The 18,230-nt window shown below is 64.2% G+C and carries 13 protein-coding genes; 5 read left to right on the forward strand and 8 right to left on the reverse strand.

The window, feature by feature from the left end:
• Nucleotides 1–34 precede the first annotated feature (34 nt).
• From ACP4XC_RS19920 to ACP4XC_RS19930, 3 genes are all read right to left on the reverse strand, one after another.
• Nucleotides 35–1,555: a cation:dicarboxylate symporter family transporter gene (locus ACP4XC_RS19920; protein WP_427172438.1), complete on the reverse strand. Its 1,521-nt coding sequence runs from the start codon at nucleotides 1,553–1,555 to the stop codon at nucleotides 35–37.
• A gap of 108 nt (nucleotides 1,556–1,663) precedes the next feature.
• A complete protein-coding gene (locus ACP4XC_RS19925; RefSeq protein ID WP_427172439.1) occupies nucleotides 1,664–4,453 on the reverse strand; it encodes an aminotransferase class I/II-fold pyridoxal phosphate-dependent enzyme in 2,790 nt (929 codons plus the stop codon).
• 27 nt (nucleotides 4,454–4,480) lie between these two features.
• Nucleotides 4,481–6,097, reverse strand: coding sequence for an amino acid permease (locus ACP4XC_RS19930; RefSeq protein WP_427172440.1), 1,617 nt, complete (start codon nucleotides 6,095–6,097; stop codon nucleotides 4,481–4,483).
• Nucleotides 6,098–6,394: 297 nt separating this feature from the next.
• Here ACP4XC_RS19930 and ACP4XC_RS19935 point away from each other — a divergent pair, with 297 nt between their 5' ends.
• Complete coding sequence (locus ACP4XC_RS19935; RefSeq protein WP_427172441.1) at nucleotides 6,395–8,038, forward strand: PucR family transcriptional regulator; 1,644 nt, start codon at nucleotides 6,395–6,397, stop codon at nucleotides 8,036–8,038.
• Nucleotides 8,039–8,111: 73 nt separating this feature from the next.
• Nucleotides 8,112–9,023 (forward strand): glutaminase, encoded by a 912-nt coding sequence (locus ACP4XC_RS19940; protein ID WP_427172442.1) that lies wholly within the window; start codon nucleotides 8,112–8,114, stop codon nucleotides 9,021–9,023.
• A gap of 90 nt (nucleotides 9,024–9,113) precedes the next feature.
• Here the strand turns inward: ACP4XC_RS19940 and ACP4XC_RS19945 are convergent, their stop codons facing one another.
• Genes ACP4XC_RS19945 through ACP4XC_RS19955 form a run of 3 tightly spaced genes read right to left on the reverse strand, consistent with a single transcriptional unit; the run spans nucleotide 9,114 to nucleotide 12,240 of the window.
• Complete coding sequence (locus tag ACP4XC_RS19945) at nucleotides 9,114–9,875, reverse strand: SDR family oxidoreductase (RefSeq protein ID WP_427172443.1); 762 nt, start codon at nucleotides 9,873–9,875, stop codon at nucleotides 9,114–9,116.
• Nucleotides 9,876–9,896: 21 nt separating this feature from the next.
• Nucleotides 9,897–10,640, reverse strand: coding sequence for an aspartate/glutamate racemase family protein (locus ACP4XC_RS19950; RefSeq protein WP_427172445.1), 744 nt, complete (start codon nucleotides 10,638–10,640; stop codon nucleotides 9,897–9,899).
• A gap of 31 nt (nucleotides 10,641–10,671) precedes the next feature.
• A complete protein-coding gene (locus ACP4XC_RS19955; RefSeq protein WP_427172446.1) occupies nucleotides 10,672–12,240 on the reverse strand; it encodes an NCS1 family nucleobase:cation symporter-1 in 1,569 nt (522 codons plus the stop codon).
• Between the two features lie 294 nt (nucleotides 12,241–12,534).
• On the opposite strand from ACP4XC_RS19955, the gene aceE reads away from it, so the two are divergent.
• Together aceE and nboR are read left to right on the forward strand one after the other, a co-directional pair.
• Nucleotides 12,535–15,276 (forward strand): pyruvate dehydrogenase (acetyl-transferring), homodimeric type, encoded by a 2,742-nt coding sequence (gene aceE / locus ACP4XC_RS19960; protein ID WP_427172448.1) that lies wholly within the window; start codon nucleotides 12,535–12,537, stop codon nucleotides 15,274–15,276.
• Nucleotides 15,277–15,359: 83 nt separating this feature from the next.
• On the forward strand, nucleotides 15,360–15,968 hold the full coding sequence (nboR, locus tag ACP4XC_RS19965) for a nicotine blue oxidoreductase (RefSeq protein WP_427172450.1): 609 nt from the start codon (nucleotides 15,360–15,362) through the stop codon (nucleotides 15,966–15,968).
• 4 nt (nucleotides 15,969–15,972) lie between these two features.
• On the opposite strand, the gene ACP4XC_RS19970 is transcribed toward nboR, so the two are convergent.
• Nucleotides 15,973–16,623, reverse strand: coding sequence for a uracil-DNA glycosylase (locus ACP4XC_RS19970; protein ID WP_427172451.1), 651 nt, complete (start codon nucleotides 16,621–16,623; stop codon nucleotides 15,973–15,975).
• Nucleotides 16,624–16,691: 68 nt separating this feature from the next.
• On the opposite strand from ACP4XC_RS19970, the gene ACP4XC_RS19975 reads away from it, so the two are divergent.
• Complete coding sequence (locus tag ACP4XC_RS19975; RefSeq protein ID WP_427172453.1) at nucleotides 16,692–17,216, forward strand: DUF488 family protein; 525 nt, start codon at nucleotides 16,692–16,694, stop codon at nucleotides 17,214–17,216.
• Between the two features lie 25 nt (nucleotides 17,217–17,241).
• On the opposite strand, the gene ACP4XC_RS19980 is transcribed toward ACP4XC_RS19975, so the two are convergent.
• Nucleotides 17,242–18,225, reverse strand: a complete 984-nt coding sequence (locus tag ACP4XC_RS19980; protein WP_427175176.1) for an aldo/keto reductase — start codon at nucleotides 18,223–18,225, stop codon at nucleotides 17,242–17,244.
• Between the last annotated feature and the right edge of the window lie 5 nt (nucleotides 18,226–18,230).

The raw sequence follows: 18,230 nt of genomic DNA on the forward strand, positions 1-18,230 counted from the left end.
GCGGGTACTGGCAGGGGCTGGCAGTGGAGCGCCCCTATTCGTGGTTGAATGCGGCAGAGCTGCGGTCATCGTAGCCTGGCTGGGCTGAGGCCCCGCGCGTCGCCTTGCTCATCTGAAACTCAGGAATGTCGTCAGGATTCGGGCCTCCCCGAAACTTGGGGGATGCCTCTTGGCCGCCGCTGAGCCGTTCGAGTTCCTGGCGTTCGAAGAGGTCTTCCTGGCCGAGCATGATGGCAGAATCTTCGTTGGTGATTTCGCCCCGGAAGGCCCGGACCATAACGCTGTGGTCAAACTGGCCTTCCCACTTCGACACCACGAACGTGGCCACGCAGTTTCCCAGCAGGTTCACCACAACGCGCATGGAGTCCATGAGCCTGTCGGCCCCGAGCAGGAGGGCGACGCCGGCCACCGGGAATATGCCCAGCGCAGCCGCCGTGGCGGAGAGTGCCAGGAACGAGGAGCCGGGTACGCCAGCCATGCCTTTGGAGGTCAGCAGCAGGACGCCGAGGGCCGCGAGCTGCTGGCCCAGATCAAGGTGGTGACCGAAAGCCTGCGCCAGGAAAAGCAGGGAAATCGACAAGTAGATGGCGGCGCCGTCGAGGTTGAAGGAGTAGCCGGTGGGGACCACCAGACCGGTGGTTGCACGGGAGCAGCCTGCGTTCGTCAGCTTGGTCATGATACGGGGCATCACGGCTTCAGTGGATGCGGTGCCCAGCGCCAGCAGGAACTCCTCGCGGGTGTACTTCAGGAAATGCCACAGCGGTACCCGCGCGAATCCCCAGGCCACGAGGAACAGGAGGCCGATGAAAATTGCTGCAGCTCCGTAGCAGGCGGCAATCAACACGGCATAGGTGCCCAGCGTGCCCAGTCCGTATTGACCGATGATGAACGACATGGCGCCGAAGGCCCCGATGGGCGCCACCTTCATGATCCAGGACATGATCTTGAAAATCAGCTCCAGGAGGGTTTCCATGAGGCTGATGACCGGCAGGCAACGCTCGCGGCCGATGACCACGACTGCGGCGCCGAAGAAGACAGAGAAGAACAGGACCTGAAGCAGGCTATTGGTGGCGAAGGCGCCAATAACGCTGGTGGGGATAATGTCCAGCAGGAATGAAGCCGCATCCTTGGGCGGCGCGGTCCCGGTCTTTGCATTCAGCGCGTCCTGGGAGAGCGTGCTGGGATCGATGTTCAGGCCGGCTCCGGGCTGCACGATGTTGCCGACGATTAAACCGAAGACCAGGGCAAACAGCGTGGCCGCGGTGAAGTACAAAAGCGCCTTGACTCCTACCCTTCCGACCGCCTTGACGTCGCCAACGGCCGAAATTCCGGTGACGATCACCAGGAAGATCAGCGGCGCGATGATCATTTTGATGAGCTGGATGAATCCATCTCCGAGCGGCCTCAGCTGCGAGCCGAGGTCCGGCCAGAAGTGCCCAATGAGCACACCTGCCACGACGGCGATCAGAATTTGGAAGAAGAGCGACCTATACAGGGGCTTCTTCTTCGACGGCGCCGAACTCGCCTTCAGCGCCGCGGAATCTGGGATCTTCATTGATCTGTACCTATCAATCGGGAAACTGTATCGGGAAACTGCCCCGGAAATCCGGGCTGATTCCAAAGTAACCCCGCTCACATTATTCCGCAAGGGGAAATAGATATTTCACAATGCGGAAGTCAATACTGTTTCCCCGGCTTCCTCCTCGCTGTCGCGCGGTCGTTGGACCCCGGACGCTGCCGGATCTTCGCCGGCGAACACCCGGTAACCGCGCTCCGGGTCGAAGCCGTGGATTTCGCGGGTGTCCAGGGCTGCCATGAACTCCAGGGTTTGGCTCGTGATCACTTGGCCCGGCACCAGGATGGGGAACCCGGGCGGGTAGGGGGTCACGAAGCCTGCGGAGACCACCACCTGACCGGCCCGGAGCATTCCTGACAGCTCGTCACCGGAAACGTAGGTGGTTGATCCTGATTTGTAACTGGCAAAGTACGCCGCGCGGATGTCCCCGTCAGGGCTGAGTGGATCACGCCGAAAACGGTCCGCGAACCTGCTGAAGTCCGGCAGCGGCGGAGTGGCAGCCGCGACCGGCCCTGTGCCGGCCCCCTCTTCCAGCATCCCGGCTTCGTGGAAGGATTCGGCGAGTTTGACCAGGACCTCGATCAGGTACGCCACCGCGCTCCGGGACGTGCCGATGTTCGTCATGAACAGCACGGTGTTGCGCGAGGTCTTGTTGACCTGGATACCGTGTTCGTCGGCGAGGTAGCGGTGCCGGAACGTGTCCCCGTCGATGCCCGTCCGGCTGATGTCGAGCGTCAGGCGGCTGGGGTCCACCACGAATTCGTCGTCCTGCCACGCGGCCGCGAGCGCCGCCAATCCGTCCCGGAGCGGCATCGGGCTGCCGGTTTCACGGTGGCAAGCGTCGATCAGATCCCGGGAGGTCAGGACCCGGAAGTACTTCTTCAGCAGCGGGTGGCGGGCCACTGCCTGGGCAACGCTCGTGGCCAGGTCCGACTGCTTCTGGACCAGACCAAAGCCTTCCAGCTCCACCTGCCGGCGGCCGATGTCCAGCGAGGCAAGGATCTGGTAGTTCGGCGACGTGGAGGTGTGGGTCATGTAGGCCTCCCGGAAGGCCTCACGATTGCAGCTCCGGAAGTCCTGGTCAAAGACGTGGATCATGGACCCTTGGCGCAGCGACGTTAGCGTCTTGTGGGTGGACTGGGTGGCATAAACGCGCAACCGGGTCTTGGCAGGATCCGGAATCAGCCGGGTCGCCAGCCACACCTCATCGTCTTCAGGCTCGCCGGTGACCGGGTCGTGGAGTGTTGCGGCCTGTTGGATGTAACGCGCGGCATACTCCGGCCTGCTGAACGAGGCTTCGAGTCTCCTCGCCGCGGCCATGGCGGTCCTTCGCCGGTAAACCGGGTGGGACCTGGCAAAGGCGAACCAGGCCTCGTCCCACAGGAACACCAAGTCTGGCTTGATGGCCAAACATTCCTCCATGACGCGTTCGACGTCATAGACGATCCCGTCAAAGGTGCAGTTGGTCAGGGTGATCATCTTGACTTCGTCCAGCCGTCCCGCCCGGCGGTAATCCAACAGCCTTGCCTTAATGCTGGCCAGCGGCACCGCGCCGTAAAAGGCGTACCGGTCCAGCGGATAGGCGTCGAGATAAGAGACCTGCGCCCCGGCAAGGACAAATGCGTAGTGGTGGGACTTGTGGCAGTTCCGGTCAACGAGCACCACATCACCCGGGGCCAGGATGGACTGGTGCACGATCTTGTTGGCCGTGGAGGTGCCGTTGGTAACGAAGAAAGTCTTCTCCGCGCCGAATGCGCGCGCGGCGAGATCCTGGGCCTCCTTGATGGAGCCATGGGGATCCAGCAAGGAATCCAGGCCGCCGGACGTTGCGGAGGTCTCGGCCAGAAGCAGATTCTGACCGTAGAAGTCCGCCATGTCCCGGATCCATGGCGAGTTTCCCACCGAGCCCCCGCGGGAAATCGGCAAGGCGTGGAAGACGCTGGCCGGCCGACGGCTGTACTCCTGCAGCGCGGTAAAGAACGGGGTCCTGTAGCGTTCGGCCACTCCAGAGAGGACCGACAGGTGCAGGTCAAGGTGATCGTGCCGGCGGAAGATCCTCCGGAACCGCTTTGATAGCGATCCGGCGAGGCTTTCGATGGAGACAGCAGCCACGAGGTAGACATCAACCTCTGGGCGCAGGTCGGAGATCTGCTCGGCCAGGCTGAGAATCCTGCCCAATGGCTGCACGGCCGCCAGCTCCTTGCCTGCCAAAGTCCCCAGGTAGGCCTTCAAGTCCCTGCCCAGCGGCTGAGTGCTGGTCACGGCGAATCCCGGCCGCAAAATGCACGCCTGGATGGCCGGGTTTAGCAGCAGCGCCACGAGTGCGTCCTCGTAGCTGGGGACCACCACCATCTCGTAGCTGAAGGCATCGGAAGGACGGCGCTGGGCCAGCATGTCCGCTTTAAGCGTCCCGGCCGCCTCCTCCGTCAGGTCATCGACGACGAGCACCTCGAATCGCGGCCGGTCTTGTGCCGGTTGCCCCTCCCCGCTGTCCTCCTCCGGCGACTCCGTGCCTGACCTCCGGACGCCCCTTTGCTCCGGCCACGCGCCGGAGGGACGACCGTCCCGGTCCACGGCTTCCGGAATGCCATTGAGAAGTTCAAGGCCGAAGCTGTAGGCGCCCCTGTCCAAGGCATTGCGCAACTGCCCTACGACAGGCAGTCCCGGGGCGGCCCAATACAGTTCCAGGGCCTGTAGCAGGCCGAGCGCCTGCGCAGCTTGCGCTTTCAGGCCGGCGTGCCCGTCGGGGCCCTTCGTCAGCTGTTTGAACGCGTATCCGAGAAATTCCCAGGCATCCGCGCGCGAGCGCCAGGCGCTGCTGGGGGTGCGGATTTCCCGGCCCGAAGGTTCGTTGGTCAAAGTGGTTCCGTTCTCCATCAGTTTCGTATTTCCTCGCTGAGCTAATCAGCGCTGGCGCTGGATAACCTGTGCGGGCCGCTCCGCGATAACCGGAAAGGACCCCGTGTGGCCGCGACGGTTCTCCACGGCCGCCAAGATGCCCTTCCGGCAGGCAAACCATCCGAGTATCAGAAGCGGAATGAGGATCAGCAGGGATGCCAGGACCCAGCGTCCTGTGTTGGAGAAGCCCATGGTGACCAGCACGCAGGCGAGAAAGCCAAGGGTGAGGTATGACGTGAACGGGGCGCCGAAGAGCCGGAACGAGGGACGTACGGCCTTGCCCGCCTTGACCCATAGTTGGAGCTTGATGTGGCACAGGATGATCGTTGCCCAGCCGCCGATGATCCCCACCGCGGATATTTCCAGCACAATCTCGAACACCTGCGATGGGACCAGCGCGTTGAGTGCCACTCCCACCAAAGTGATGACGGCCGTGAGCAGGATGCCGCCATACGGCACCCCTGAACGGCTCATTCTGGCGGTGAACCGGGGGGCCGAGCCGTTGACCGCCATGGACCTCAGGATCCGTCCCGTGGAGTACAGCCCCGCGTTCAGGCTCGACAACGCCGCGGTCAGGACGACGAAATTCATCACCGAGGCGGAGACTGCTGCCGCCTGGGGATCCCCAAGATGGGAGAAGAACGTGACGAAGGGCGACTCGCCGGACTTATAGGCCGTGAACGGCAGGAGGAGGGACAACAGCAGGACCGAACCTACATAGAAGATGGCAATACGGAAGACCACGGTGTTGACGGCCTTGGGCATGACCTTTTGCGGGTTGGCCGTTTCGCCGGCCGCGGTCCCGACGAGCTCGATCGCGGCGTAAGCGAAGACGACGCCGCTAATGGCCAGCAGGGGCGCAACCGCACCGGTGGGAAATGCCCCGCCGTGATCCAGAATCAGTCCGAGCCCTGGCGCTCCGATGTCTGTTCGTCCGCCGAAGACGATAAAGCAGACTCCCACCACCAGGAAGATCACCAGGGCGCTCACCTTGATCAAGGCAAACCAGAACTCCATCTCACCGAAGATCCGCACCGAAACAAGGTTCAGCGCCAGGACAACAATCAACGCGCCGAGGGCGATCAGCCATTGCGGAACCGTTTGCAGGGGCACCCAGAACTGGCCCCAGAACTTCACGTAAAGGGCCACCGCCGTGACGTCCACGATTGATGTCATGGCCCAGTTGAGGAAGTACAGCCAGCCGGCGGCGTAGGCCATCTTTTCGCCGTAGAATTCCCGGGCGTATGAAACAAAAGAGCCTGAGGACGGCCGGTGCAGGACCAACTCCCCCAGTGCGCGCAGGATCAGAAACGCAAAGAACCCGCAGACCGCGTAGACCAGGATCAGTGCCGGCCCGGAGCCGTTCAGTCGTCCGCCGGCTCCCATAAAAAGCCCTGTCCCGATCGCTCCCCCGATGGCGATCATCTGGATCTGACGCGGTTTGAGGGTCTTGTGGTAGCCGGCATCTTCGCTGGCAAAGTCCTGCACGGCCGTGAGCCTGTCGCCCAGGAGTTCCCTGCTGTTCTCCACTGCATCAGCAGGGTCCGGGGCGGCAGGGTCCAGACCGGCAGGGTCCAGGCCCGGCACCGGTGGGAGGGGGGATGGATTCATGGTGCGTTTCATTCCAGGGGTCTCCTTTGACTCCGTTACCGCCAAGCGGCTGGATGCTACAAATATGTGGCCCCCGGACGGCTGAACGCACGGCGTCGTTGCCGCTCCGGCGCCGTCGGGGGACGCTCATCAACTCTAGGATCCGGGCCGGGTGAACAAACTGTTCGGGGCGCTAAATTCCGGCATGGCTGATTGTGCCTGGATCACAACCCGGTTCCGCGGAAGGCGAGTAATGTTCATGGCTGTGGCGGTCTCTCACGCCTGATGACACGGACGGCCCCGGGCCTGAGAATCTAAATACGGAACTCCTTGAAGGAAGCGAATAACACGGCGGTGGTACTACCCCAGCAACCGGATGAGCATGCCATTGGCGCCATGCTCAGCGACATACTCGAAGACGTTGGCGTGGATAACGGACAGCTGGTGCTCGCCCCCGCAGCGAACAACGGGACTGTGCGCGCCACCATCATCGTGGACGCCGAAGATGACGTGGTTGTTCAAAGCGCCACGCTTGTCCTGCTCATCGGGGCCCGGGGACGGGCCGCTGTGCCCACGGTCCGGAAGCTGATTCCGTGTTTCCCTGCCGCCATCGCCGTCAAGGGGTCCGAAGGCGAGCTTGAAGCCATTAAGGAAATGCTGCGTCCCACGGGCGTTGGGCTGATCGCCGTTTCGCCGGCGACGAGATGGGATACTTTCGAGGGCATCGCGCGGGACCGCATCCAGGAGCCGGCGCTGGCCACGGACGCGGCCGCAACGATTCACCGGGACCTCTTCGCTATCGCCCAGACAACGGCGACGCTCACAAACGGCCACGTTGTTATCGAGGATCCTGCAAACCGCGTCCTGGCATACTCGCCGGCGTCCAACGATGTGGACGAACTGCGCAGGCTGTCCATCCTGGCCAGACGCGGACCGGAGCGGTACCAGAAGCTGCTGAAGGAGTCGGGGGTCTATAAGCACCTTCAGGCCGTGGAAGCGCCAGTGCACATCGAGGCCAATCCGGCCGAAGGACTCCGGGAGCGCGTGGCTATCGGAATCCATGCCGGGAACCGGATTCTAGGCTACATCTGGCTGCAGGAAGGGCTGGAACCACTGGAGCCCAATACGGACAAGATCATGGTGGGCGCCGCCCGCCACGCCGCCATCGAGTTGGTCCGGCACCGGAATGAGCAGTCCCAAGCGTTGCGGCGTGACCGGATTTCGAGCCTCCTCAGCGGTACCGCCCAGATCCACTCTCAGGCCCAATCCGCCGGCATCGACCCGACCAAGCCGGCGGCACTGGTCCTGATTTCGGCAAAGGACGTGGACGAATCAGCCCCGGGGCTCCAGCTCCGGCGGGGAGAACTCGCAAACGTGGCGTCGATTCACGCTGCCGCGTACCGGCCTGGCGCGGTGGTGGGAGCCATCGGCCTGGAAATAGCCATGATCCTTCCTGACCTTGACCTTGTGAAGTCACCGCCGGCCATCAGGCGCCTGATCAACGTCATTGTCCGGGACGCAAGGGTTCACTTGCACTGCCAGGTGCAGGCTGCCGTGGGTCCGGTCGTCGAACGGCTGGATCAGCTGCCCGGCACCTTGGAGCACGTCCGGAGTGTCCTGACTGTCCTGGAATCAAACCCATCGATACAGGTGGCCTCGTACCGGGACGTGGAGACCACGGTCCTGACGAGGGAACTCTTTGACCTTCTTGGCACAAGGACCTGCCTGCGGCACGAGGGAATCTCCCTCCTGTGCACCCGGCACCCGGAGTTCGCCACCACCCTCCTGACGTACCTTGACCTTTTTGGTGACGTAAACCGCTGCGCCGAAGAACTCGCAATCCACCGGAACACCGTGCACTACCGCCTTCGGCGTGCCTGCGAGGTGGCCGGGATCGACCTCAATGAAGCGGACCAGCGACTCCTCGCCCATCTTCAAATCCGGCTCTGGACGCATTCCGAGGGACAGCGCTGAGGCGCACGCCTCTTCCCTCCGCGATTCCCTACACCAACCTGACCGCCCTCCAAAGAAGTAGAAGTGCTGCACCATGGACATCCAAAACCTCCTCGACGACATTGTCGGCGCTGTTGAACCCCTGACACTGCAGGGCGACGTGGCCGATTACATCCCCGGCCTGGCATCAGTGGGCCTGGGACAATTCGGCATTTCCGTGGCCACCCGGAATGGCGACGTGTTTTCCGCCGGTGACGCCGATGTTCCGTTTTCGATCCAGAGCATTTCCAAGGTTTTCGCGCTCGCCCTGGTGCTCGCGGGCGACGGCGACCGCATCTGGCGGCGGGTGTTCCGGGAACCATCCGGCAATCCTTTCAATTCGTTGGTCCAGCTGGAGCACGAGGACGGAATCCCCCGCAATCCCTTCATTAACGCCGGGGCGCTTGTGGTCACGGACAGGCTCCTGAGCATCTCGGCCAACGCACCCACCGCCGTCCGGGAACTGCTCCGTCAGGAAACCGGCAACCCGTCGATCGATTCCGACGCGGACGTTGCCCGCTCGGAGGCAGCCCACGGGCACCGCAACAGTTCCCTGGCGCACTTTCTAGCCAGTTATGGGAATTTGGAGAACCCGGTTGAAGAGGTCCTTGAGGCCTACATCAACCAGTGCGCGCTGGCGATGAGCTGCACCGACCTCGCGTTGGCCAGTCGGTTCCTTGCCACGAACGGCCGGCGCTCCAACGGAACGTCACTGCTGTCGCCGTTGCAGACGAAGAGGATCAACGCGGTGATGCTCACGTGCGGCACCTATGACGCCGCCGGGGAGTTCGCCTATCGCGTGGGGCTTCCCGGGAAAAGCGGGGTGGGCGGCGGCATCGTGGCCGTGGTGCCGAACAACTGCACCGTCTCGGTATGGAGTCCGGGCCTGGGGCGCTCCGGCAACTCCGTGGCCGGTGTGGCCGCACTGGACGAATTCACCACCCGCACGGGCTGGTCCATCTTCTAGCCGAAAGGCCGTTCTGATCGAGGGCCGCCCTTTCAACCGGGGGCCCTTTCAACCGGGGGCCGCTGGCCCCCGCCTTACAGCAGCTGATTCCTATCCGCGGCCGATGAACGGCATGCCAGCGGCGGTGATGACCATCGAACCGACGTTGGCCGACGCCGGCATTCCGGCCATCAGCAGCACCGCACGCGCGGCGTCCTCCACGGGGAACATGGGCTCCACCCGGCGGCTGCCGTCGGCCTGCAGGGCGCCGGAGCCCACTCCGATGGCGTCCATGATGTCCGTGGCGGTGTTGCCGATATCGATCTGGCCGCAGGTGATGCCAAATTCCCGCCCGTCCAGCTCGATGCTCTTGGTCAGACCCGTAATGGCGTGCTTTGTCACGGTGTAGGCCATGGACCTGGGCCGGGGAGAGTGTGCCGAGATGGACCCGTTGTTGATGATGCGGCCGCCCTGCGGGGTCTGCGCTTTCATGGCACGGACGGCCGCCGCCGCGCACAGCATGGAGCCCGTGAGGTTGACCGCCACCGTGGCATTCCAGTCAGCCAGGCTGATGTCATCCACGGAGGCGGCCGGTCCAAACACCCCGGCGTTGTTGAACAGCACATCCAGCCTCCCCCACTGCTGGAGGGCGGCGCCGAAGAGCCGTTCGACGTCGTCGGGCCCGGTGACATCGCACGGCACCGCCAGCGCGCCGGGGTGACCGTCCGCAGTCTCCAGCAAGGGGGCCTCCCGGCGCCCGGCGAGTGTCACCCGGTACCCTTCGGCGAGCATCAGGCGCGCAACGGCCCGTCCTATGCCGGAGCCAGCGCCGGTGACGACGGCCACCTTACCGGGCGGGGGGACAACACTCATTCGGTACTCCTGTTGCGGGGGCTACGGGGCGGGGTGAAGATCAGCCGCCACCAACGGCCAGCCTATGACGGTTTTGGGCCGCGGGCTTGCGTAGGTCCGGACCTTGGACGTGGACAGGCCCATGCGGACCAGGGATTCCGCGATGGTCACTGCAGCGGCCACACCGTCCACCACGGGCACCCCCAGGCGACGGCGGATCTCCTCGTCCAGGCCGGCCATGCCGCCGCACCCGAGCACGATCACCTCGGCCTTATCCTCCCGGACCGCCCTTTCGGCCTGCTCGATGATGGCCTCGACAGCGCGTTCCGGCTCCTCCTCCAGCTCCAGCACTGCCATGCCGCTGGCGCGGACGGATGCGCAGCGGGCGTCGAGGCCCGCCAGCTTCAGCCGGTCCTCGATCAGCGGAACGGCGCGGTCCAGGGTGGTGACCACCGAGTACTTGTGGCCCAGGAACATCGCCGTGCTGGCCGCCGCCTCGGTGATGTCCACCACCGGCACATCCAGCAGCTCCTGCAGGCCCTCGCGGCCGTGCTCCCCGTAGCCGGCCTGGACGACGGCGTCGAATGGCTCCGGATAGGACATCACCCTGTCCATGACCGCGATCGCCGCCAGGTAGCTCTCGAAATTCCCTTCGCAGGAGTCTGCGCCGAAACGCGGGGTGAGTCCCACAATTTCGGTTCCCGCCGCCGCCACAAGACGGGCCTGGGCTGCGATGGAATCGGTCATGGACTGCGTGGTGTTGACGTTTGCGACAAGAATGCGCATGGTTTTCTCCTTCGGGGACGCGGGGCCGCTGTCAGTGCGTGCTGGCGACCGCGATGGCCTCGCCGTCGACATCCTGGAACTGCTGTTTGCGGTCCGCGATCAGGTAATAGGTCAGCGCCCCGATGCCGGCACCGAAGAACCAGGCGAACGGAGCGGCCGCCTCGACGGCGGGGACAAAAGCGATGAGGATCGCGACGGCGGAAGCCGGCAGAAGCGCCATGATCGCCTTCGGGTTGACCCCCTTCTTGTAGAAGTAGGCCGCGGACGGCTTGTCGCTGTACAGCTCGGGCACATTGACCTTACCCCTGCGCAGCAGCCAGTAGTCGGCCATCACCACTCCAAAGAGTGGACCGAGCAGTGCGCCAAGTCCGCCAAGGAAGTACACGATGACCAGCGGGTTATTGTAGAGGTTCCATGGCAGGATGATCAAGCCGATGGTGCCGCTGACCCAGGCCGCCTTCCGAAAGTTAAGGTGTTTGGGGAACAGGTTGGTGAGGGCGTAGACGGGGGCCACGAAGTTAGCCATCAGGTTGACCGCGATGGTCAGGATAAGGATCGCGAGGCAGGCCAGGACCAGGAAGAGCGTGTTGGGGATGCTCCCCACAATGTCCGAGGGTGTTTCGATGACGGTCCCATTGATCTTGTACTGGCCGCCGGCCAGCACCACCACGATGGCGCCAAAGACGAGCATGTTGATGGGGATGCCCCAGAAGTTGCCCCGGACTATTGATTTCCTGGACACGGCCGAGCGGGTGAAATCGCAGAAGTTCAGGACGAAAGTTCCATAGATGGACACCCAGAGGGCACCGCCGGCAAAGATCGTGCGCCACATTTCGCCACCCTCGAGGCCACGGATGCCGCTCCACTGGATCTGGCCGTGGGCCTCGGTAAACACCCAGATGGCCAGCAGCACCATGGTGAGCAGGATGATCGGCCCCGCGAACGCCTCGTATTTGCGGATCATTTCCATGCCGAAGCTGACAATAATCAACTGGATGATCCAGAGGGCCGCAAAGGCGGCCCAACCCAGCGTGGACAGGCCCAGGATCGAGTTGGCGTCCAGTTCGTGGAGTGATGGCACCATGGCGACGAGCATGACCCGGAGCACAACGGAGGCCAGGAAGGTCTGGATCCCGAACCAGGCAACAGCCACCGCCCCGCGGAGGAGGCTGGCCAGCTGGGCGCCACGGATACCGAAGCTGATACGGCTCATGACCGGAAAGGGAACACCGGTCTTGTGTCCCATGAACCCGGACAGGCTGAGCAGCATAAAGAGAAGGGTGGCGCCGATGCCCAGTGCCACGAGGATCTGCCAGCCCCCGAGGCCCAGCGAAAAGAGGCCGACGGCGAACGCATAGTTCCCCAGGCTGTGAACGTCATTCGCCCACAGGGTGAAGATGCTGTACCCCGTCCAGCGGCGCCCTTGGCGCTTTGTGGGTGCGAGGTCGATGTTGTAGAGGGTCGGGCTGATAGCGTGCCCCGAGGCAACGCTGGCTGATTCGCAGAGGGCGTCGATGCCCTGTGCCGGATGCGTCACGTGGCCGGGAAGCGCCGTTGCTTCAGGACTCGTCGTGACGTCCACAACTGGTGTGGAGTGCATCTGGTTCTCCAGTTCTCTGTTTGTCCGGAATGCTGCCCCAAGTTTTCACATTGCGGAACTTGTGTTTTGAATAGTGGAATAACTTTATGACGCACGTCACTCCCTGGTCAAGGGTCGATTCCTCCTCCACGGTCACAATTGGTGGCGGGAGCCGGGCGGCGCGATCCGACCGGGGTGCGGGGAGATCGTCTTGACTGCGTCGCGCCTGCCTCGATAATCTCGAATAGCAAGAATGTTTTCTCACAATACGAAAACTTAGAGCCCTACACATTCAAAGATGAAGAGAGGCTGAACGTGGCTGCAGGAGAAGATACCTCCCATATCCTCAGCGGGTTGACTAACCAGCTGCCTGATCGTGATCCGGAAGAGACCGCCGAATGGATTGAGTCCCTGGACACGCTGATCAGGGAACAGGGCACCGAACGGGCCCAGTACATCATGCGCAGTCTCCTGCAGCGTGCCGGCGCCCAGAGCGTCGGGGTCCCGATGGTCACCACCACGGATTATGTGAACACCATCCCGGTGGACCAGGAAGCGCCGTTCCCCGGGAACGAGGACTACGAGCGCCGCTACCGGGCCTACATGCGCTGGAACGCCGCGGTCATGGTGCACCGGGCGCAGCGGGCGAACATCGGGGTGGGCGGGCACATCTCCACCTATGCCGGGGCCGCGACCCTGTACGAGGTCGGCTTCAACCACTTCTTCCGCGGCAAGGACCACCCCGGCGGCGGGGACCAGGTCTTCTTCCAGGGCCACGCCTCCCCCGGGATGTACGCCCGGGCCTACATGGAGGGCCGGCTGACCGAGGAGGACCTGGACGGGTTCCGGCAGGAAAAATCCAAGGAGGGCCACGCCCTCTCCTCCTACCCGCACCCGCGCCTGATGCCGGAGTTCTGGGAATTCCCCACCGTGTCCATGGGCATCGGGCCGATGAACGCGATCTACCAGGCCCAGTCCAACCGGTACCTGCACAACCGGGGCCTGAAAGACACCTCCGACCAGCAGGTCTGGGCGTTCCTGGGCGACGGGGAAATGGACGAGCCCGAGTCCCGCGGCCTGCTCCAGCTCGCCGCGAACGAGAACCTGGATAACCTGAACTTCGTCATCAACTGCAACCTCCAGCGCCTGGACGGGCCGGTGCGCGGCAACGGCAAGATCATGCAGGAACTCGAGGCGTTCTTCCGCGGCGCGGGCTGGAACGTGATCAAGGTCGTCTGGGGCCGGGAATGGGATGAGCTGCTGGCCAGGGACTCGGACGGGTCCCTGGTGAAGATCATGAACGAAACCCCGGACGGGGACTACCAGACCTACAAGGCCGAGTCCGGCGGGTTCGTCCGTGAGCACTTCTTCGGGAAAACCCCGCAGACCAAGGAAATGGTCGCGGACCTCACCGATGACCAGATCTGGAACCTCAAGCGCGGCGGCCACGACTACCGCAAGGTCTACGCCGCGTACAAGGCCGCCACCGAGTTCAAGGGCAAACCCACCGTGATCCTGGCCAAAACGGTCAAGGGCTACGGACTCGGGCCCCACTTCGAAGGCCGCAACGCCACCCACCAGATGAAAAAACTCACCCTCGACGACCTCAAGTCGTTCCGGGACCACCTGCGCATCCCCGTCACGGACGAGCAGCTCGAGGGGGACCTGTACGCCCCGCCGTACTTCCACCCCGGCACGGACGCCCCGGAAATCAAGTACATGATGGAACGCCGTGCCGCCCTGGGCGGGTCCGTGCCCGAGCGCCGCTCCAAGCACGCCGACGTCGCCCTTCCGGAGGCAAAAACGTACGAGGTCGCCAAGCGCGGCTCCGGCAAGCAGCAGGCCGCGACCACCATGGCCTTCGTCCGGCTGCTGAAGGAACTCATGCGCGACAAGGAGTTCGGCAAGCACATTGTCCCGATCATCCCCGATGAGGCCCGCACCTTCGGCATGGACGCGTTCTTCCCCACCGCCAAGATCTACAACCCCAAGGGACAGAACTACCTCTCCGTGGACCGGGACCTGGTCCTGGCCTACAAGGAATCCCCCGCCGGGCAGCTGATCCACCCGGGCATCAACGAAGCCGGCGCCGTGGCGGCCTTCACCGCCGCCGGCACCGCCTACGCCACCCACGGCGTGCCGCTGATCCCGGTCTACGTGTTCTACTCCATGTTCGGCTTCCAGCGCACCGGGGACTCCTTCTGGGCCGCGGGCGACCAGATGACCCGCGGGTTCATCATCGGCGCCACCGCGGGCCGGACCACCCTCACCGGCGAAGGACTCCAGCACGCGGACGGCCACTCCCCGCTCCTGGCCTCCACCAACCCCGCCGTGGTCACCTACGACCCCGCGTTCGGCTACGAAATGGGCCACATCGTCCGCGACGGCATCGAGCGCATGTACGGACCGGACTCCACCAACCGGAACCTGATGTACTACATCACGGTCTACAACGAGCCCATCACCCAGCCCGCCGAACCGGACGAGCTCGATGTTGAGGGAGTGATCAAGGGAATCTACCTGCTCGCGCCGGCCAGGATCGACGGCCCACGCACGCAGATCCTGGCCTCGGGCGTCTCCGTTCCCTGGGCCCTGGAAGCCCAGCGGATCCTGGCCGAGGACTGGGGCGTCTCCGCGGACGTCTGGTCCGTCACATCCTGGAACGAACTGCGCCGCGACGCGATGGCGGCCGAAGAAGACGCGTTCCTGAACCCGGGGAAACCCGCGCGGGTACCGTTCGTCACCGAACAGCTCGCCGGGGCAACCGGACCCATCGTGGCGGTCTCGGACTACATGAAGGCCGTCCCGGACCAGATCCGCCAGTTCCTCCCGAACGAGTTCGCCTCCCTCGGCGCGGACGGCTTCGGCTTCTCCGACACCCGCGCCGCGGCACGCCGCTTCTTCAAGAACGACATCCACTCAATCGTGGTGAAAACGCTGCAACTGCTCGCGGCCAGGGGCGACGTGGAGGAGGGCGCGCCGTCGTACGCCATGGACCGCTACAAGCTACTGGACGTAAACGCCGGCACAACCGGAGGAGCAGGCGGCGACGCCTGACGCGCTCATCCATACAAGGGTTGACGGCAGCCGCTCCCCGGAACACCGCCGTCAACTCTCGTGTGGTTGGATAGGCTGGGACGATGGCTGACTCACCAAACCGGAGGACGACGGCGGTGCTGCTCGCCGCGGGGTCGGGCTCCCGGCTGGGGCGCGGCCCCAAGGCCCTGCTGCCGTTCCGCGGCCAGACCCTGGTGGAGGTGCTCGCGCGGGTGCTGCTCGACGGCGGCTGCCGCGAGGTGGTTATAGTCCTTGGCGCTGACGCGGCGAGGGTTTCGGAAACCGCTGATCTGGCCCGATTCATGGTCGTCCAGAATCCTGGCTGGCAGACCGGGATGGGTGGCTCATTCCGGTTGGGCGTGGCTGCCGCGGCAGCGGAGGACCATGTGCTGATCGCACTCGTGGACCAGCCGGGTCTGAGCCCGGAGACCGTCGCCCGGCTGCTGGCCTCCCACCGGCCGGGCCGGGTGACGGCTGCCGCCTATCGGGGGCCGGACGGCCGGCTCAGACGCGGCCATCCGCTGCTGCTCGATGCCAGCCTCCGTGCCGAAGCGACGGAAGCGGCAACAGGCGACGCCGGCGCCCGGATCTTCCTGCAAGCCCACCCGGAGTTGGTTGATCTGGTGGACTGCAACGACCTTTCCGACGGCGAAGACCTGGATACACCGGACCAGTTGGGGTTGCTCGACTAATCCCTTAGGCCTGCATCCCGTCCGCGAGCAGCTCCTCCAGTCCGCGTTTGAAGCCGGACCGGCCGCCGTGAGCGGGATGCCTGATTTTGGGCGCGGTGACACCCGTCCGTTGCAGGCTCCGGTATGCCACGTTCCCCACGGCCACCACGGTTTCGATGGGAAACAGCCCCGTCAGCGCCTGCCAGAAGGGAGTCCCGACGGCAGTTTCGGCCAGAGTGGGGGTGCGGTTGGATAATGGCCGTCCCGGAACGTGGGTGTGGAAAGGGTAGGCGCTCCAGAGAAGTGGCAGGAATTCCAGCTCAGCAAGCACCTGCCACATCACTGTGGCGGTTGGCTCGGATGCCACTGCCGCGGAGTCCGCTGGCAACACATAGCCTTTCCCCGGCCCAAACAGCCCGAAGGAATTGGCTGGGCCCTCGAGAATTGTGCGATTGGTGAAGGGAATTCCGGTGATCCGCATGCCCCGGAAGCCCGGGGCTTCGCCCACCAGCAGCACCTTCGGTCCGCGTTGCCGCATTTCCGTCAGGTAGAGCTCCAGGTTGTGCCGGCGCTGCGCATTTTCCGGCACGGCATGATCGAAGAAGTTGTGGCACCCCGGCCCCGTTGCCACGGCCGCGAGCCGGTCAACAAAGCCACCGATGGCGGATGAAGTCATGCCACTCCGTTCCCTTGGCAGCTGGTAAGACACTCAGGATATCCGGGCCGCCGCCTTAGCATTGGGGCATGACGGACATGACCATCTTTACGATCGGGCACTCCACTCATCCCATCGAGGAATTCATCGGCATCCTGAAGGCCCATGGCATCAAGAAGCTGATAGATGTGCGCACCGTCCCGAAGTCCCGGCATAATCCGCAGTTCAACGGGGAGGAGCTGGCGGCCAGCCTGCGTGCCAGCGGGATCACCTACCGGCGGATGGAATCCCTCGGCGGCCTGCGGCACACCCGGAAAGACAGCCCCAACGGAGCCTGGCGAAACGCGTCTTTCCGGGGGTATGCCGACTACATGCAGACCGACGAATTCTCAGCGGCCATCGACCAGCTGATTCAACGCGCACGGACCAATAATTCGGCGATCATGTGCGCGGAGGCTGTCCCGTGGCGTTGTCACCGCTCGCTGATCGGCGACGCGCTCGTGGCCCGGAACGTCGAAGTGCTGGACATCATGACGGAAAAGTCCGCCAAGCCCCACGCCCTGACCTCCTTCGCCCGCGTTGAGGGAGAACGGGTGTGGTATCCGGAAGGCTAATCGGTGACTATCCGTACAAGTGTTGCTACCAGCGCGGGTGGATCGATGCGCGGAAGTAACGGTCGTAGATTTCGCGGACGCCGACGTCGAACGTTGCGTCGATGCCGGTGGCGTCCGCTGCAGCGGCATTGGAGCGGGCCTGATCCACGTTGCGGGCGCCCGGGATCACCGTGCTGACGCCGTCCTGCGCCGTAACCCAGGCGATTGCGGCCTGGGCGGTGCTGACGCCGTCGGGCACCAGTTCCTCGAACTCAGCCACCGCCTTGAGGCCCTGTTCAAAGTCCACCCCGGAGAAGGTCTCCCCGACGTCGAAGGCGGAGCCGGTGCGGTTGTAGTTCCGGTGGTCGTTCTCCGCGAATGACGTGTCCTTGGTGTACTTGCCGGACAGCAGGCCCGAGGCGAGCGGCACGCGGGCAATGATGCCCACCCCAGCCGCCTTCGCGGCGGGAAGCACCTCGTCCAGGGGCTTGAGCCGGAAGGCGTTGAGGATAATCTGCACCGTGGCCGTGCCATCGTGGCGGATGGCTTCAAGGGCTTCGTCGGTCCGTTCCACGCTGACGCCGTAGTTCCGGATGGCGCCCTCCGCAACGAGGGTGTCCAGCGCGTCGTAGACCTCGGCGTTGCTGTACACGGCGGTGGGCGGGCAGTGCAGCTGGACCAGGTCAAGTTGTTCCATGCCCAGGTTGCGGCGGGACCGGTCCGTCCATTCGCGGAAGTTGGCCAGATTGTAATTCTCCGGCCGCTGCTCCACCCGGCGGCCCATCTTGGTAGCCACGGTGATGTCCAGGCCCGGGTTGTCCGCCAGGAAGGCGCCGATGGCTTGTTCACTGCGCCCGTGGCCGTAAACGTCGGCGGTGTCAAAGAAGCTAACGCCCGCTTCCGCCGAGGCGGCGAGGATGGCCTGAGCTTCTGCCGGGTCCACATTGCCCCAATCGGCACCGAGCTGCCAGGTCCCCAGGCCAATAATGGAGACGTTCCGTCCGGTCCTACCCAATCTACGTTTTTCCATCATCC

This window comes from Arthrobacter sp. 92 (genome assembly GCF_050260325.1).
Taxonomy (GTDB): domain Bacteria; phylum Actinomycetota; class Actinomycetes; order Actinomycetales; family Micrococcaceae; genus Arthrobacter.

Coding starts and splice junctions, on each gene's coding strand:
- ACP4XC_RS19920 (WP_427172438.1), bottom strand. CDS start 1,555: ATGAAGATCCCAGATTCCGCGGCGCTGAAGGCGAGTTCGGCGCCGTCG.
- ACP4XC_RS19925 (WP_427172439.1), bottom strand. CDS start 4,453: ATGGAGAACGGAACCACTTTGACCAACGAACCTTCGGGCCGGGAAATC.
- ACP4XC_RS19930 (WP_427172440.1), bottom strand. CDS start 6,097: ATGAAACGCACCATGAATCCATCCCCCCTCCCACCGGTGCCGGGCCTG.
- ACP4XC_RS19940 (WP_427172442.1), top strand. CDS start 8,112: ATGGACATCCAAAACCTCCTCGACGACATTGTCGGCGCTGTTGAACCC.
- ACP4XC_RS19945 (WP_427172443.1), bottom strand. CDS start 9,875: ATGAGTGTTGTCCCCCCGCCCGGTAAGGTGGCCGTCGTCACCGGCGCT.
- ACP4XC_RS19950 (WP_427172445.1), bottom strand. CDS start 10,640: ATGCGCATTCTTGTCGCAAACGTCAACACCACGCAGTCCATGACCGAT.
- ACP4XC_RS19955 (WP_427172446.1), bottom strand. CDS start 12,240: ATGCACTCCACACCAGTTGTGGACGTCACGACGAGTCCTGAAGCAACG.
- nboR (WP_427172450.1), top strand. CDS start 15,360: ATGGCTGACTCACCAAACCGGAGGACGACGGCGGTGCTGCTCGCCGCG.
- ACP4XC_RS19970 (WP_427172451.1), bottom strand. CDS start 16,623: ATGACTTCATCCGCCATCGGTGGCTTTGTTGACCGGCTCGCGGCCGTG.
- ACP4XC_RS19975 (WP_427172453.1), top strand. CDS start 16,692: ATGACGGACATGACCATCTTTACGATCGGGCACTCCACTCATCCCATC.
- ACP4XC_RS19980 (WP_427175176.1), bottom strand. CDS start 18,225: ATGGAAAAACGTAGATTGGGTAGGACCGGACGGAACGTCTCCATTATT.